This is a genomic window from uncultured Microbacterium sp. (genome assembly GCF_964244775.1).
Lineage (GTDB): Bacteria > Actinomycetota > Actinomycetes > Actinomycetales > Microbacteriaceae > Microbacterium.
Map to the genome: position 1 here is coordinate 80,071 of NZ_CAXTJR010000011.1, position 14,218 is coordinate 94,288.

Annotated in this window: 13 protein-coding genes; 8 read left to right on the plus strand and 5 right to left on the minus strand. The window is 70.1% G+C overall.

Annotated features, from left to right (window positions below):
• The first annotated feature begins 27 nt into the window (after positions 1 to 27).
• Positions 28 to 1,176 (plus strand): FAD-dependent oxidoreductase, encoded by a 1,149-nt coding sequence (locus ACFE6Z_RS14640; RefSeq protein ID WP_375386434.1) that lies wholly within the window; start codon positions 28 to 30, stop codon positions 1,174 to 1,176.
• A 128-nt stretch (positions 1,177 to 1,304) separates the two neighbouring features.
• On the opposite strand, the gene ACFE6Z_RS14645 is transcribed toward ACFE6Z_RS14640, so the two are convergent.
• The 3 genes from ACFE6Z_RS14645 to ACFE6Z_RS14655 all read right to left on the minus strand — a co-directional run bounded on the left by ACFE6Z_RS14645 (position 1,305) and on the right by ACFE6Z_RS14655 (position 5,684).
• Positions 1,305 to 2,144 (minus strand): UbiA family prenyltransferase, encoded by an 840-nt coding sequence (locus ACFE6Z_RS14645; protein WP_375386435.1) that lies wholly within the window; start codon positions 2,142 to 2,144, stop codon positions 1,305 to 1,307.
• A gap of 152 nt (positions 2,145 to 2,296) precedes the next feature.
• Positions 2,297 to 4,465: an ATP-dependent Clp protease ATP-binding subunit gene (locus ACFE6Z_RS14650; protein WP_375386436.1), complete on the minus strand. Its 2,169-nt coding sequence runs from the start codon at positions 4,463 to 4,465 to the stop codon at positions 2,297 to 2,299.
• Positions 4,466 to 4,688: 223 nt separating this feature from the next.
• Entirely contained in the window at positions 4,689 to 5,684 is a 996-nt protein-coding gene (locus tag ACFE6Z_RS14655; protein ID WP_375386437.1) for a GlxA family transcriptional regulator, read from the minus strand.
• 110 nt (positions 5,685 to 5,794) lie between these two features.
• Here ACFE6Z_RS14655 and ACFE6Z_RS14660 point away from each other — a divergent pair, with 110 nt between their 5' ends.
• On the plus strand, positions 5,795 to 5,986 hold the full coding sequence (locus ACFE6Z_RS14660; RefSeq protein ID WP_375386438.1) for a hypothetical protein: 192 nt from the start codon (positions 5,795 to 5,797) through the stop codon (positions 5,984 to 5,986).
• On the opposite strand, the gene ACFE6Z_RS14665 is transcribed toward ACFE6Z_RS14660, so the two are convergent.
• The gene (locus tag ACFE6Z_RS14665; RefSeq protein ID WP_375386439.1) at positions 5,959 to 7,263 is read right to left on the minus strand and encodes a glycosyltransferase; all 1,305 of its coding nucleotides are present in this window, start codon (positions 7,261 to 7,263) and stop codon (positions 5,959 to 5,961) included. The two genes, ACFE6Z_RS14660 and ACFE6Z_RS14665, sit on opposite strands and share 28 nt — an antisense overlap.
• Positions 7,264 to 7,279: 16 nt before the next feature.
• A complete protein-coding gene (locus ACFE6Z_RS14670; RefSeq protein ID WP_375386461.1) occupies positions 7,280 to 8,479 on the minus strand; it encodes a glycosyltransferase in 1,200 nt (399 codons plus the stop codon).
• A gap of 123 nt (positions 8,480 to 8,602) precedes the next feature.
• Here ACFE6Z_RS14670 and ACFE6Z_RS14675 point away from each other — a divergent pair, with 123 nt between their 5' ends.
• The 6 genes from ACFE6Z_RS14675 to ACFE6Z_RS14700 all read left to right on the plus strand — a co-directional run bounded on the left by ACFE6Z_RS14675 (position 8,603) and on the right by ACFE6Z_RS14700 (position 13,904).
• The gene (locus ACFE6Z_RS14675; RefSeq protein WP_375386440.1) at positions 8,603 to 9,196 is read left to right on the plus strand and encodes a hypothetical protein; all 594 of its coding nucleotides are present in this window, start codon (positions 8,603 to 8,605) and stop codon (positions 9,194 to 9,196) included.
• Positions 9,197 to 9,273: 77 nt separating this feature from the next.
• Positions 9,274 to 10,926: a SulP family inorganic anion transporter gene (locus tag ACFE6Z_RS14680; RefSeq protein WP_375386441.1), complete on the plus strand. Its 1,653-nt coding sequence runs from the start codon at positions 9,274 to 9,276 to the stop codon at positions 10,924 to 10,926.
• A gap of 9 nt (positions 10,927 to 10,935) precedes the next feature.
• Entirely contained in the window at positions 10,936 to 11,607 is a 672-nt protein-coding gene (locus ACFE6Z_RS14685) for a GAP family protein (protein WP_375386442.1), read from the plus strand.
• Positions 11,608 to 11,638: 31 nt separating this feature from the next.
• Complete coding sequence (locus tag ACFE6Z_RS14690; protein ID WP_375386443.1) at positions 11,639 to 12,076, plus strand: DUF6325 family protein; 438 nt, start codon at positions 11,639 to 11,641, stop codon at positions 12,074 to 12,076.
• A complete protein-coding gene (locus tag ACFE6Z_RS14695; RefSeq protein ID WP_375386444.1) occupies positions 12,073 to 12,447 on the plus strand; it encodes an SHOCT domain-containing protein in 375 nt (124 codons plus the stop codon). Before ACFE6Z_RS14690 ends, ACFE6Z_RS14695 begins: the two co-directional genes overlap by 4 nt.
• 146 nt (positions 12,448 to 12,593) lie before the next feature.
• Positions 12,594 to 13,904 carry an ion channel protein gene (locus tag ACFE6Z_RS14700; RefSeq protein ID WP_375386445.1) on the plus strand — a complete coding sequence of 437 codons (1,311 nt, stop codon included), beginning with the start codon at positions 12,594 to 12,596 and terminating at the stop codon, positions 13,902 to 13,904.
• The last annotated feature ends 314 nt before the right edge of the window (positions 13,905 to 14,218 follow it).

A 14,218-nucleotide genomic window follows, 5' to 3' on the forward strand; every position in this document is an offset into this window, starting at 1 on the left:
CGGCGCGGTCACGCCGGAGGACACCGGATGCGTGAGGTCATCGTCGTCGGTGCCGGGCCGGTGGGGCTGCTGATCGCGGGCCTGCTGGCCGCGCGCGGCGTCGACGTGTCCGTGCTCGAGCGTCGCGAGCGCGCGGGCGCGGGCACCAGGGCGATCGGCGTGCACGCGCCGGTCCTGGCAGCGCTCGAGGCATCCGGAGTCACGGAGTCACTGCTCGCCCATGCGCTGCGCGTCGCGCGCGGCGAGGCCCGCTCGGCCGGACGCACCCTCGGGGTCGTGCGCTTCGACCGACTCTCGACACGCTTCCCCTTCGTGGCGACTCTGCCGCAGGCGGCGACCGAGAGTGTGCTGACGGCCTTCGCCCCGACTCCCGAGCGCGGCGCCACGGTCACCTCGATCGCACCCGGTCGCGATGCGGTGCGGGTGAGGGTGTCGACGGCAGCCGGTGAACGCGAGGAGTCGGCGCGGGTCGTGGTGACAGCATCCGGCTGGACGGGCCGCTCGCTCGTGTTCCGCGATGTGCCGACCCATATGTACCCCGACCGGTATCTGATGTCGGACGTTGATGTTCCGGATCGTCCCGACGCCGACATCGCGTTGGTGAACCTCGATCCGGACGGGGTTCTCGAGTCGTTCCCGCTCCCCGCGGGCCGACGGCGCTTGGTGGCATGGGATCACGCGGGCGACCTGCCGCCGGAGGAGGATTCGGACGCCGCGCGGGTCGAGCGTCTCGCCACCGCGGTCGCGCGGCGGGGCGAGCCGGAGGCGGCGGCCGCAGTGGAGGATGCCGCCGCATTCGGCGTCCGCCGCGTGATCGCGCCGCAGCTGAGGCACGGCCGCCTCTTCGCGATCGGAGATGCCGCGCACGAGGTGAGTCCGATCGGCGGACAGGGCATGAACCTCGGGCTCTTGGATGCTGCGACCCTCGCGCCGCTCATCGCCCAGTGGGTGCGCACCGGCGAGTCGCCCGACGCCGCGCTGCAGGCGTGGGAGCGGCGGCGGGTGCGCTCGGCGGCGACCGCCGCGCGGCTGGCCGCGGTCAATACGGCACTCGGGCGCCCGCTCGGACCCGCGGCGGATGCCGCGCGCCGCGCCGCCCTCCGCCTTGCGCTGTCGAGGGTCGCCGGGATGGCGTTCGCGTCGGCGTACGCGATGGGCCTGGACGCCGACGCCTGACCGGCGACCCCGCACCCCGCACCCCGCAATGCACCCTCGACCGTCGCAATGCACCCTCGACCGTCGCAATGCACCCTCGACCGTCACAATGCACCCTCGGTGAGCGAGAGCCCGGCCGACCGCGCAGCTCAGCCGACCAACGACTGACCTGTTGCCGCGAGCGCGACGCAGAGCATGAGTGCCGCGAGCATCACGAGCCGGAACACCCAGCGCCCCGGCGCCCGCACGAGCGCGAGCACCATTCCGCCCACCGCGATGCCCGTCGCGAGCACGAACGCCGTCCAGGCGATGGGCGTCGGCGGGCCCGTGGTCGAGATGGGGCCGATGAGGACGGCGAGCGCGCCGACGATGAGCGCGCCGGCCGCGATCACGGCCGACGCCGTGCGTCCGAGCCGATGCGGCAGCCCGCGCACACCGGTCTTCGCGTCTTCGTCGAGGTCGGGCAGCACGTTCGTGAGGTGCACCGCGATACCGATTGCACCGCCGGCGATCCAGGCCCACCCGGCCGCCGGCCGCGGCTGCGCCGCCGACAGCGTCACGAGCGACGGAAGCAGCCCGAAGCTCAGGATGAACGGCACGACCGACACCGGCGTCGACTTGAGCCACGCGTTGTACGACCACGCCGAGGCGAGCGCGACAGCGTGGGCTACCAGCATCCACCACGACAGCAGAGCCGACAGCACCAGCGCGATGACCACGCAGGCGACGGCCGCGATCCACGCGGATCGGACGGATGCCTCACCCCGCGCCAGCGGCTTGTCGAGGCGTTCGGACAGGAGGTCGCGGCGCGCGTCGATCGCGTCGTTCGAGAGGCCGACGGAGAGCTGTCCGAAGAGGATCGCGAGGCCGAGGGCGACGATCCGCCAGGGCTCGAGCCCGGTCGCGACGCCGAGCGCTGTCGCGATGGCGGTGACGACGAGGCTCGGGCCGGGGTGGGTCGAACGCAGGAGCGCGCCTACCCTCGTCATCGCCGTGCCGCCATGCTCCGACCGTAGCCGCCGCGCGCCCCGTAGTGCACCCTCGCCGAGGGTGCACTACGGCAGCCGAGGGTGCATTGCGGCAGCCGAGGGTGCACTACGGCAGCCGAGGGTGCATTGCGGACCGCGGAAGGCGAAACTGCTCAGTCCTCCATGACACCTGCCCCCGGGCCGTCGCTCGTGAGCACCAGCGACGACGCGTCGGCTGCGACATCCACACGCACCACGTCGCCGTCGTGCACGCCACCCGACAGCAGCGCCATCGCGAGGCGGTCCTGGATCTCGGACTGGATGAGCCGGCGCAGCGGGCGCGCGCCGAACACCGGGTCGTAGCCGCGCTCGGCGAGCCAGGCGCGCGCGTCCGGGGTGACCGCGAGGCTGAGCCGGCGATCGCGCAGCCGACGCTGCAGGGCATACACCGCGAGTTCGACGATCTGCGCGAGGTCGTCCTCGGTCAGGGCGTGGAAGATCACGATGTCGTCGAGCCGGTTGATGAACTCGGGCTTGAATGCCTGCCGCACCATGGCCTGCACGGTGTCGCGCTTCTGCTCGAGCGACAGTGTCGGGTCGATCAGCACGGGCGATCCGAGGTTCGAGGTGAGGACCAGGATCACGTTCGTGAAGTCGACTGTGCGGCCCTGGCCGTCGGTCAGCCGACCGTCGTCCATGACCTGCAGCAGCACGTCGAAGACCTCGGGGTGCGCCTTCTCGACCTCATCGAGCAGCACGACGCTGTACGGTCGGCGGCGCACGGCCTCGGTGAGCTGACCGCCCTGCTCGTAGCCGATGTACCCGGGAGGGGCACCGACCAGACGCGAGACGGAGTGCTTCTCGCCGTACTCCGACATGTCGATGCGCACCATGGCGTGCTCATCGTCGAAGAGGAACTCGGCCAGCGCCTTGGCCAGCTCGGTCTTGCCGACGCCGGTCGGACCGAGGAACAGGAACGACCCCGTCGGACGCCCCGGGTCGCTGATGCCGGCGCGCGAGCGACGCACCGCATCGGCCACCGACTTCACGGCCTCCTTCTGCCCGATGATGCGCTTTCCGAGCTCGGATTCGAGGTGCAGCAGCTTCTCGGTCTCGCCCTGCAGCAGACGGCCGACGGGGATGCCGGTCCACATCGCGATCACGGAGGCGATGTCTTCTTCGGTGACCTGGTCGCCCACCATGCGGTCGCCGGCGGGCTCTTCGCGCTCGGCGTCGATGAGCTGGCGCTCGAGCGCCGGGATCTCTGCGTACAGCAGCCGCGATGCCTTCTCGAGGTTGCCCTCGCGCTGCGCGCGCTCGGCCTGCATGCGCGCTGCGTCGAGCTTGGTCTTGAGGTCGCCGACGCGGTTGAGCGAGGCACGCTCGTGCTCCCAGCGCTCCTGCAGTCCGGCGAGCTCGGTCTGCTCCTTCGCGAGGGTCTCGCGGAGGGTGGCGAGACGCTCCTTCGACGCGGCGTCCTTCTCGCGCTTGAGCGCCAGCTCTTCGAGCTTGAGACGGTCGACGTGCCGGCGCAGTTCATCGATCTCGAGCGGGGCCGAGTCGATCTCCATGCGCAGGCGCGACGCGGCCTCGTCGATCAGGTCGATCGCCTTGTCGGGCAGCTGCCGCGACGGGATGTAGCGGTTGCTGAGCGCCGCCGCGGCGACGAGCGCAGCATCCGCGATCGCGACCTTGTGGTGCGCCTCGTAGCGCTCCTTCAGCCCGCGCAGGATCGCGATCGTGTCTTCGACCGTGGGCTCGCCGACGTAGACCTGCTGGAAGCGGCGCTCGAGCGCAGCATCCTTCTCGATGAATTCGCGGTACTCGTTGAGGGTCGTCGCACCGATGAGGCGCAGCTCACCGCGCGCGAGCATGGGCTTGAGCATGTTGGATGCTGCGACCGACCCCTCGCCGCCGCCCGCGCCCATCAGCACGTGCAGCTCGTCGATGAAGGTGATCACGCGGCCGTCGGATTCGGTGATCTCCTTGAGGACCGCCTTGAGACGCTCCTCGAACTGACCGCGGTACATCGCGCCGGCCACCAGGGCCGAGATGTCGAGGGTGATCAGCTCTTTGTTCTTGAGGCTCTCGGCGACGTCGCCCGCGACGATGCGCTGGGCGAGGCCCTCGACGACGGCTGTCTTGCCGACGCCGGGCTCGCCGATGAGCACGGGGTTGTTCTTCGTGCGCCGGGTGAGCACCTGGCTGACGCGCCGGATCTCGCTGTCGCGGCCGATCACGGGGTCGAGCTTGCCCTGGCGGGCCCGGTCGGTCAGGTTGATCCCGAATTGCTCGAGGGCGCTCTGCGCGTCCTCCTGCCCGGGGTTCTGTGTGGCGTTCATGTGTCTCCTGAAATCTGTGCCAGCCCATTCGTAAACTTGAGCCGTGTTGACTCAAGTTTAGCAGAGCTCGGGTTCACCGGCAATCAGGGCGCCCGGACGGGGCGGTGCCGAGCGCACGACTTGGTGTCGAGTGCACGGCTTGGACGACGGTGGCAGGCCGTGCACTCGGCGGGATGCCGTGCACTCGACGAAAACCCCGCCGCACCTGGCCGTACCACCCAGGTCAGGCGACGAGGTCGGGCTGCGCTTCGCCGGCGTCGACAGCATCCATCCGGCAATTGAAAGTGGAGCGGTACGCGGTCGGGGTCGTGCCGAGCGTGCGGGCGAAGTTCTGCCGCAGCACGGCCGCCGAGCCGAACCCGGCCTCCCAGGCGATCCGGTCGAGCCCCAGATCGGTCTTCTCCAGCAGCCGCTGCGCATGGATGAGGCGCTGCCGCCCGAGCCACGCCGCGGGCGTCGCCCCGAAATCGGCCTTGAAGCGCCGGGCGAATGTGCGTGGAGACATGTGCGCCTTGGCGGCGAGCTGGTCGACCGTGAGGTCCTGTCGCAGGTTCTGCACCATCCAGTCGGTGACCGGTGCGAGCGACAGCGAGGCGACCTGAGGCAGCGGCTTGTCGATGAACTGCGCCTGTCCGCCGTCGCGCTGGGGCGGCACGACCATGCGCCGGGCGATCCGGTTGGTGACCTCGGCGCCGAGCTCCTGGCGCAGCAGGTGCAAGCACGCGTCCAGCCCCGCGGCGGTGCCCGCGCTCGTGATGATCCGCCCGTCCTGCACGTAGAGCACGTCGGGGTCGACATCGATCTCGGGGTACATCACCGCCATCCGGTCGGCGTACATCCAGTGCGTGGTCGCCCGGCGCCCGTCCAGGATGCCGGATGCCGCAACGACGAACGACCCGCTGCAGACGCTCAGCACCCAGGCGTCGCGCGCAGCCGCGCGCTGCAGCACACCCGCGACCCGCGGGTCGATCGTGCCCCACGTCGCCTTCGGCACCGGCGTGACGACGACGAGGTCGGCCTCGTCGGCGAAGGTGAGGTCGTGCTCGACGTTGATCGAGAACGCGAGGTTGCTAAGGATCGCGCCGGGCTCGGGCGCGACGATCCGGAAATCGAACGGAGCGATGCCGTCATCCGAGCGATCGAGGCCGAACGCCTCGCAGGCGAGGCCGAACTCGAAGGGGGTGAACCCTTCCTGGACGATGACGGCGACGGTCTTCATGCGTGCTCCCGATGGGCGAGGCGGAGGGATGCCAGGACTGGCAGTTTCTGTCTGATACGTGGCCATCCTGCCACTCGTGGCAGACAGAGCGCAAGCGTAGCGTTCCTGCCATGTCCATCCTCATCGCACTCGCAGTACTGTCCGCCGTCGCGGTCGCCTGCACGATCGTGACCCTCATCCGCGACGGATACCGGCCGGTCCGCACCGACGGGACGCGCCTCCCCGATGCCGCACCGCGACAGTCGACCCCCTCGGGGTCACCCTGCGGCTCGGGTCAGGACGCTTCGATCGCGCGGCGGTAGACCTCGAGCATCGCGGCGGTCCGCGACGACTGCCGGAAGCGTTCCGCGATCGACGGGTCGGGTGCGGGTGCCGTGCCTGCGGCGATGTCGTCCGCCGCACGCCGGAGGGCAGCGGCCAAGGCGGTCACCGATGCCCCGGCCCGAGCATCCGATCCCACCGTCCACACGCCCGAGCCGAGCTCGGCGGCGATGTCCGGGTCGCAGATGATCGCGCGGGTGCCCAGCGATGCGGCCTCGAAGACCGTCATGCCCTGCGTCTCGAACCCGACCGAGGTCTGCACGACGGCATCGGCCGCGGCGATGCGGCGCAGGGTCTCGGCATACGGCAGCCTGCCGACGAAGGTCACGGATGCTGTCGGCCGGCGCTTTCGCACCAGCCGCCGCGCGGCGGCCAGCTGCCCGCCACCGCCGACGATCTCGACGTCGGCGGAGATTCCAGACTCGGCGAGCGCCTCGAGGAACGGGAGCAGGCGCTTCTCGGGGCTCATCCGGCCGATCCAGATGAGACGGGCGACGCCCGGCTCACGAGCCGGTCGCGCCGACGACGCATCGAGGCCGGCGTCGAGGATGGCGTCGTCGATGCCGTTCCACACGACGTCCACGATGCCTCGGGCCGCGCCGCGCTCGAGGCGGTCGCCGTTCCACACGACCTCGGCCGCCGGCACGGCACCATGCTGCTCGAGGCGACGGGCGAAGTGCGCCGATGGGGCGGTGACCGCCTGTGACCGCACGGCGAAGCGCCGGAGGTAGGCCCAGCCATCGTGCCCAACGGGATGACCAGCGGGCTGGCCAACAGGCCGCGCTTCCCGTCCGACCGAGAGCGAGCGTCGCTGCCAGGCGTTGAGCACTCGCAGCGCGATCCCGGCCAGCGGTGTCACTGCCCGCAGCCCCACGTCGACCCTGTTGTGCATCGTGTGCACGACCGGTAGGCCGTGGCCGGTCGCGAACCGGTGACCGAGCATCGCTCCCCAGAAGTCCGCCTGCACGTGGACGACATCCACCGGCGGGCGTCCGCGTACGGCACGATCGATGTGCGCGTCGGCGCGGCGACCCGGCCACGTCATGGCGTACTCGCGGTCGAGGGTGATCGGGATCGAGGGCAGGTCGAGGAAGGCGGCATCCGGCGCGACCTCCGCGACCCGCGGTCCGTGCATCGCGGGCGCGACGATCGTCACGGTGTGGCCGGCCTTCTCGAGGAACCGGCGCTGCAGACGCATCGAGACCTGCGCGCCGCCCGAGGTCTCGACGTGCTGGTCGCCGAACATGAGGATGTGCATGGGTCGGCCCGAGGCGCTAGGCGGGGAGCGGCTCGTCGCGGTACAGCGCCTCGAACGTGTCGAGTGTGCGGTTGATGTCGTGCACGCTCACCATCTCGAGCGAGGTCTGCTGCATCCTCAGCCGGGCCTCGGGCGTCGCGGTGAGCACATCGGTCAGTCGCGCCGCGAGCTCGTCGATGTTGCCGGGTTCGAACAGGTAGCCGTTCTCGCCGTTGTGCACGAGGTGTGGCAGTGCGACCGCGTTCGCGGCGACGATCGGCAACCCCGACGCCATCGCCTCCATCGTCGCGATCGACTGCAGCTCGGCGATCGAGGCGATCGCGAACACGCTCGCCCGCGAGTACATGGCCCGCAGGTCGGTCTCGGAGGTGTGCCCGTGGAAGGTCACGCGATCGGCGATCCCGAGCTCGCGGGTCAGGTCTTCGAGGTTCTTGCGCTGATCGCCGTTTCCGACGAGGTCGAGCGTCACCGCGAGCGCGGGGTCGAGCCGCGCGACCGCCTTCAGCAGCACATCGATGTGCTTCTCGGTGGTCAATCGGCCGACGAACAGCACCCGGTTCGCGTCACGCAGGGTGAGGTCGGGCGCATAGTTTCTGCGATCGATGCCGCAGCTGATCGGGATGACGCCGTGGATGTCGATCGTCGACTCGAGGAAGTCGGCCGCCTTCTGCGTCGGCGTCGTGACGGCCCTGGTCATCTCGAACGTGCGCTTCGCGTCCGCCCACGCGAGCTTCAGCATGACCCGGTTCAGGGCCGGCGGCAGGGTCGTGAAGTCGAGGACGTTCTCGGCCATCACGTGGTTGGTGGCGATGATCGGGATGCCGCGCTTGCGCGCTTCCCGCGTGATTCCGCGGCCCAGCACGATGTGCGACTGGATGTGCACGACATCGGGCTTGACCACGTCGAGCACTTTGCGCGCGTAGTGCTTCGACATCCACGGCAGCACGAAGGTGAGCCAGTCGTGCGGCAGGTAGCGCCAGGCCGCGATCCGGTGCATCGTCATCGGCTCGTCCTCGATGACCTCGGTGAATGTGCCGTGGGTGTGATGCGTGGCGCTGGGCGCCATCACGTGCACGTGGTGGCCGCGGGAGACCAGCCCTGCGGCCAGCCGCTCGGCGAAGCGGGCAGCGCCGTTGACATGCGGAGAGAAGGTGTCGGCGGCGATGACCACCGTCAAGGGAGGGCGCCCCGAATCGGGCGTCGCGGGGGAGGTCACGGGATTCGGCTGCCAATCTGTGCGGCGGTTGGTCGCACGGGTGGTGCTTACGCTCACCAACTCTACCCGAGGGGCCCCGAAGCCCCGGGAGCGAGGCGAACCGCGCCCACGTACCCTGGAGTCATGCCCCGTCTGCAGGCCGACGCCGACCCCGCACGCTGGGTGCCCGTCACAGGATCGCTCGGCATCCGCGGTCGCCGGCACCGCAAAGCGGCGATCCGGATGCTGCTGACACAGGCGAATCGCTCGTTCGGCGCCGAGGAGCGCCCGGGCAGTGGCATGCTCGCGTGGGCGATGAGCCAGGCGGCACCGCTGCTGATCCGTCGCGCCGAGGGGCGCGTGCTGGTCTGGGTGTGGAAGTCAGACCCCGAGCTGCTCGTCGCCATGGCGCAGATCCAGGAGGCGACCTCTCAGCTGCGGGCCGCTCGAGCGTCGCTGCCGATGGAGTACGACGACACGGAATCGTTCGCCAATCCCTATCTGGGGGTCGGGGAGAAGCTCGAGATGCCGCTCCCCACGGATGGTCGCACGCCGCCGTTCGCCACCTACACGTGGGACACGGGGTCGCATTTCGTGAGCGTCACCGCGGTGTGCTCCGACCGGTCGCGGTTCGGGACGGTCATCCCGTCGGTCGACGCACTCGTGAAGACCCTGCGGGTCGTCGATGACACGACGCTCGGTGAGTCGCCGACGGTGCTGAGGATCGATCCGTCCTGAGGAGTCATCCCTCGCGGGTGAGTGCCCCTTGGAGCCTCCGGAGTAGCCTCGAGCTGTCACCCCCCGGAGGATCACACGTGCAGAAACCTCTCGCCGGGCTCACTCGCAAGAACGTGGGCCGCGAACTGCTCGCGGGTGTCACCCTGCTCGCCATCGCGATCCCGCTGAACATCGGCTACGCGCAGATCGCCGGGCTCCCTGCGACCGCCGGCCTGTACGCCTTGATCGTTCCCACTGTCGTCTATGCGCTCGTGGTCTCGTCTCGTCAGGTGATCGCGTCTCCGGATGCTGCGGCCGCCGCACTGGTGGCCTCATCGATCGGCGGGCTGGCAGTGGCCGGCACGGCCGACTACGCCACGCTGGCCCTCGCGCAGGCGATCATCAGCGGCATCCTGTTCCTACTCCTGGCGGTCTTCAAGCTGGGGTTCCTCGCCAATTTCCTCTCCAAGCCGATCCTCGTCGGATTCGTCGGCGGGCTCGCCCTCGACATCCTGGTCGCGCAGATCGCAAAGATGCTCGGGGTCAAGATCAACTCGGGAGGCGAGTTCGTCGAGAAGGTGAGCGACCTGGTCTCAGGGCTCGGCACCACCAACGCGTGGTCGCTGCTCATCTCGGTGTGCGCCGTCGCGATTCTCCTGCTCGGCCGTCGCTGGCTGCCGCTGGTGCCGTGGGCGCTGGTCGTGCTGGTGCTCGCCACCGTCGTGGTGGTGCTGACGTCTGCCGAGCAGGCCGGGGTCGCCGTTCTCGGGGCGGTTCCGGCCGGTCCTCCCGCGCTGACCTGGCCGGTGATCAGCTGGACGATGTGGTTCGCCCTGATCCCTTCGGCCATCGCCCTCACGATGGTGACGACGGCAGAGGGACTGCTGGTCTCGCGGTCCTACGGTGACCGCCGCCACTATCCGACGAGCCCCAACCGCGACCTGTTCGCGTTCGGGCTCGGCAACATCGCCGCCGGTACGAGCGGGAGCTTCGCGATGGGCTCGTCGACCTCGCGCACCGCCGCGATGGACCAGGCCGGCTCGCGCACACAGCTTCCGTCGCTGATCCTCGCGGTCGGGACCCTGCTGCTGCTGCTGTTCGGCACCGCACTGCTGGCCGACATCCCCTCGCCCGCGATCGGGGCGATCGTGGGCGTGGCGATCCTGCCGCTCCTCGGCGTCCGCGAGTTCATCGACCTGTGGCGACTGGACCGGTTCGAGTTCTGGATCGGCGCCACCTGCTTCCTCGTCACTCTCTTCATCGGGTCGATCCCCGGCATCCTCGTCGCGTTCGTGCTGGCGCTGATCAACCTGGCCAAGCGGGCCGCGAACCCGGCGATCGACGTGCTGGCTCCGAACGACAGCCCCGCCGACTCGCTGCTCGAGCAGGCGCCGCGCGGCACCACCACCGCGCCGGGCGTGATCGTCGTGCGGATGGCGGCACCACTGTTCTTCGCGAACGCCGACGTGTTCGTGCAGGCCGTCCGCGCGGCGATCGCCGCGGCGGGCGGGGCGGCTCAGGTGCATCACCTCGTGATCGACATGGAGGCCGTCACCGACGTCGACGTGACGGGGTCGGAGTCGTTCGAGACGCTGCGCGAATGGCTCGGCAACGAAGGGATCGGCCTCGGGTTCAGCCGCGTGCGCAGCGGTGCGCGACGGCGCCTCGAGCGGTTCGGCATCCTGCAGAGCGACCCCGTGTACGACACCAACCGTGCGGCCGTCGCCGCCTTGACGCCGCCGGTCGGCTAGGAGCATCCCATGGGTTCTGTGATCGGCGACATCCTCCCGCTCGCCCTCGGCGTCGCGATCAGCCCGATCCCGATCATCGCCGCGATCCTCATGCTGCTCTCGCCGAAGGCGCGCACAATCAGCGTCGGGTTCCTCCTCGGCTGGGTCGTCGGGATCATCATCGCCGTGACCGTCTTCAGCCTGCTCGCAGCCGTACTGCCCCGCCCCGACGAGACCGGTTCGGCTCCGATCCGCGGTGTCATCCGGCTCGTGCTCGGCGTGCTCCTGCTGCTGGTCGCGGTGCGTCAATGGCGCAAGCGCCCGAAGGCGGGCGTGGAGCCGACGATGCCGAAATGGATGACGGCCATCGACACGATGACCTTCCCCGTCGCGGCCGGCCTCGGCTTCCTCCTCGCGGCCGTCAACCCGAAGAACCTGCTGATGGCCGCCGCCGCAGGCACCGACATCGGATCGGCGGGCCTGAGCGTCGGGTCGATCATCGTGGTCATCGCGGTCTTCACGGTGATCGCGGCATCCACCGTCCTCGTGCCGGTCGTGGGCTACCTCATCGCCGCCGACCGACTGCACGGGCCGCTCGAGGCGCTGCGTGTCTGGCTCGGGCGGGAGAACGCGGTCATCATGGCCGTGCTTCTCCTCGTCATCGGCATCTCGCTGATCGGCAAAGGCATCGGCAGCTTCTAATCCTCCTCAGCGCAACAACGAAAGGAACACCGTGGCTGAATTCGAATACGGACCCGTCGAGCTGCACCTCGTCGGGTTCGAGGGCGACCGACCCGCACCGGGGGTCATCGCCGCGATCGTGGAGCTCATCGAGGCCGGCGCCGTCCGACTCCTCGACTTCATCATCGTGTCCAAGACAAAAGATGGCGAGGTGACCGCCGTCGAGATCGAGGACGACAGTGATCGCTACGGCTTCGGCACCGTCGAGCTCGCCGAGCTCGGCATCGCCGGCGAGGAAGACATCGAAGAGCTCGCCGAGATGATCCCGCCCGGCGCATCGGCGGCGATCGTCGCTTATGAGCTGGTCTGGGCCAAGCGCCTCGCCGAAAGCCTGGCCACATCGGGTGGTTTCGTCATCCGAAGCGAGCGCATTCCCGCGCCCGTCGTGAACGCGCTGGTCGAAGCCGCGCAGGAAGAAGAAGAATCATGATCCGTCGGATGGGCCGCCCCGGCCTCATCGGCCTAGCCGCCCGCACCGCCGTGGTGGCCGGCACCGCAACCGCCGTGAGCGGCTCGATGCAGCGCAACCAGCAGAACAAGGCGAACACGCAGGCTGAGGCCGACGCCTACCAGGCGCAGCAGCAGCAGGCGCAGATCGACGCGGCAGCCCAGGCTGCCGCGGCGCAGTACGCCCCACCGCCGCAGTACGCCGCGCCCCCGCAGTACGCCGCGCCGGCGGCCGCGCCGGCCGCGCCGGCCGTCGACCTCGTCGCCGAACTGCAGAAGCTGGCCGCGCTCAAGGATGCTGGTGTGCTCACCGACGACGAGTTCGCCGCCGCGAAGGCACGCCTTCTGGCCTGATCGGCGGATCCGCGGATCTGCCGATCTGCCGATCCGAAGCGAGGAGCCGGCCGCTGCGGCGGTCCGGCTCCTCGCTCGCAGCCGGTCGCTACACCGGCATCCCGCCGCGCCCGCGACGTCGACCCCCAGCCCCCTATGGTGAGACCGTGACCGACCCGCACGCAGGCCCCCGGGCCGTCCCGCCACCGCCGCGGACCCGTCAGCTGCTGCTGATGGCGATCCCCGCGCTGCTCATCGGCATCCTCTCCGCGGTGACGCTGTGGGCGCTCGAAGCCGTCGCGGACCTGCTCGAGACGGCCATCTGGACCACGGTCCCGACCGCCCTCGGCATCGACCCGGCCGGGTGGTGGATCATCCTGATCCTCACCGCGACCGGTGCCGCCGTAGGCCTGGTCGTCTGGCTCGTACCCGGCCACGGCGGTGTCGACTCGGCCACGACCGAGCTGATCTCACCGCCGCTCCGCCTGATGGCGCTGCCCAGTCTGATCCTCGTCGTGGTGCTCGCCCTGGCCGGCGGGGTCAGCCTCGGGCCCGAAAACCCGATCATCGCGATCAACACCGCGCTGGCCGTCGCGGTCGTCACGCGCCTGTTCAAGGCCGTGCCGCAGCAGATCGTGCTGCTGCTCGCCGCCGCGGCGACCCTCGGGGCCCTGTTCGGCACCCCGGTGGCCGCCGCCCTCGTCTTCACCGGGGTCGTCGCCGCCGCGAAGGCGCCCGGGTCGCTGTGGGACCGACTGTTCCTGCCTCTGGTGGCAGCCGGAGCCGGCGGAGCCGTCAGCTCGATGCTGGGCGGAGGCCTCGGCGTCGTCGCCGGAATCGAGCCGTACGCCAGCACCAGCATCCCGCTCGATGCATTGTGGGGTGCCTGCGTCGCATGCGCCGCGGTCGTCGCCGGTCTCGTGGGAGTGTACGCATTCCCGTACGTCTGGCGCGCGTTCCGGGCGCTCAAGCACCCGATCATCTACACGACGCTCGGCGGGTTGATCCTCGGCATCCTCGGCTTCATCGGCGGCCCGATCACCCTCTTCAAGGGTCTCGACCAGAGCGCCGAGCTTCTCAGCGACCCCGATGCGTACAGCGCCGGCCAGCTCGCGCTGTTCACGGGGATCAAGATCGTCGCGCTCGTCGTGGCCGCCGCAGCCGGATTCCGCGGCGGCCGGGTGTTCCCTTCGGTCTTCATCGGGGTGTCGTTCGGGATGCTGGCGCACTCGCTGTTCCCCGCCATCCCCCTCGGGCTCGCCGTGGCGTGCGGTGTGCTCGGACTCGCCCTCGCGGTCGCCCGCGACGGCTGGATCGCCCTGTTCATCGCGGTGGCCATCGTGGGCGACATCACGCTGCTGCCCGTGCTGTGCGTGATCATCCTGCCCGCGTGGCTCGTCGTGCGCAGCGCGCCCGAGATGCTCATCCACACCACGACCGTCGATCCCGACTACCTGGTGCCTGCGAAGACGGCCTGACCCGCGCGCTGCTGGCGGACCCGCGTGTCCGGGAGATGGCAGGGCCCCACCCCCGATGTCCGCCAGCTGGCAGTCATGCGCGAACCCGCGTGTCCGGAAGATGGCAGCCCCCACCCCCGATGTCCGCCAGCTGGCAGTCATGCGCGATGCAGGCAACCCACCGACATGCGCGAGCCCGCGTGTCCGGGAGATAGCAGCCCCCACCCCCCATGTCCGCCAGCTGGCAGACATGCGCGATGCAGGCAACCCACCGACATGCGCGAGCCCGCGTGTCCGGAAGATGGCAGTTCCCGCCCCCGATGTCCGCCAGCTTG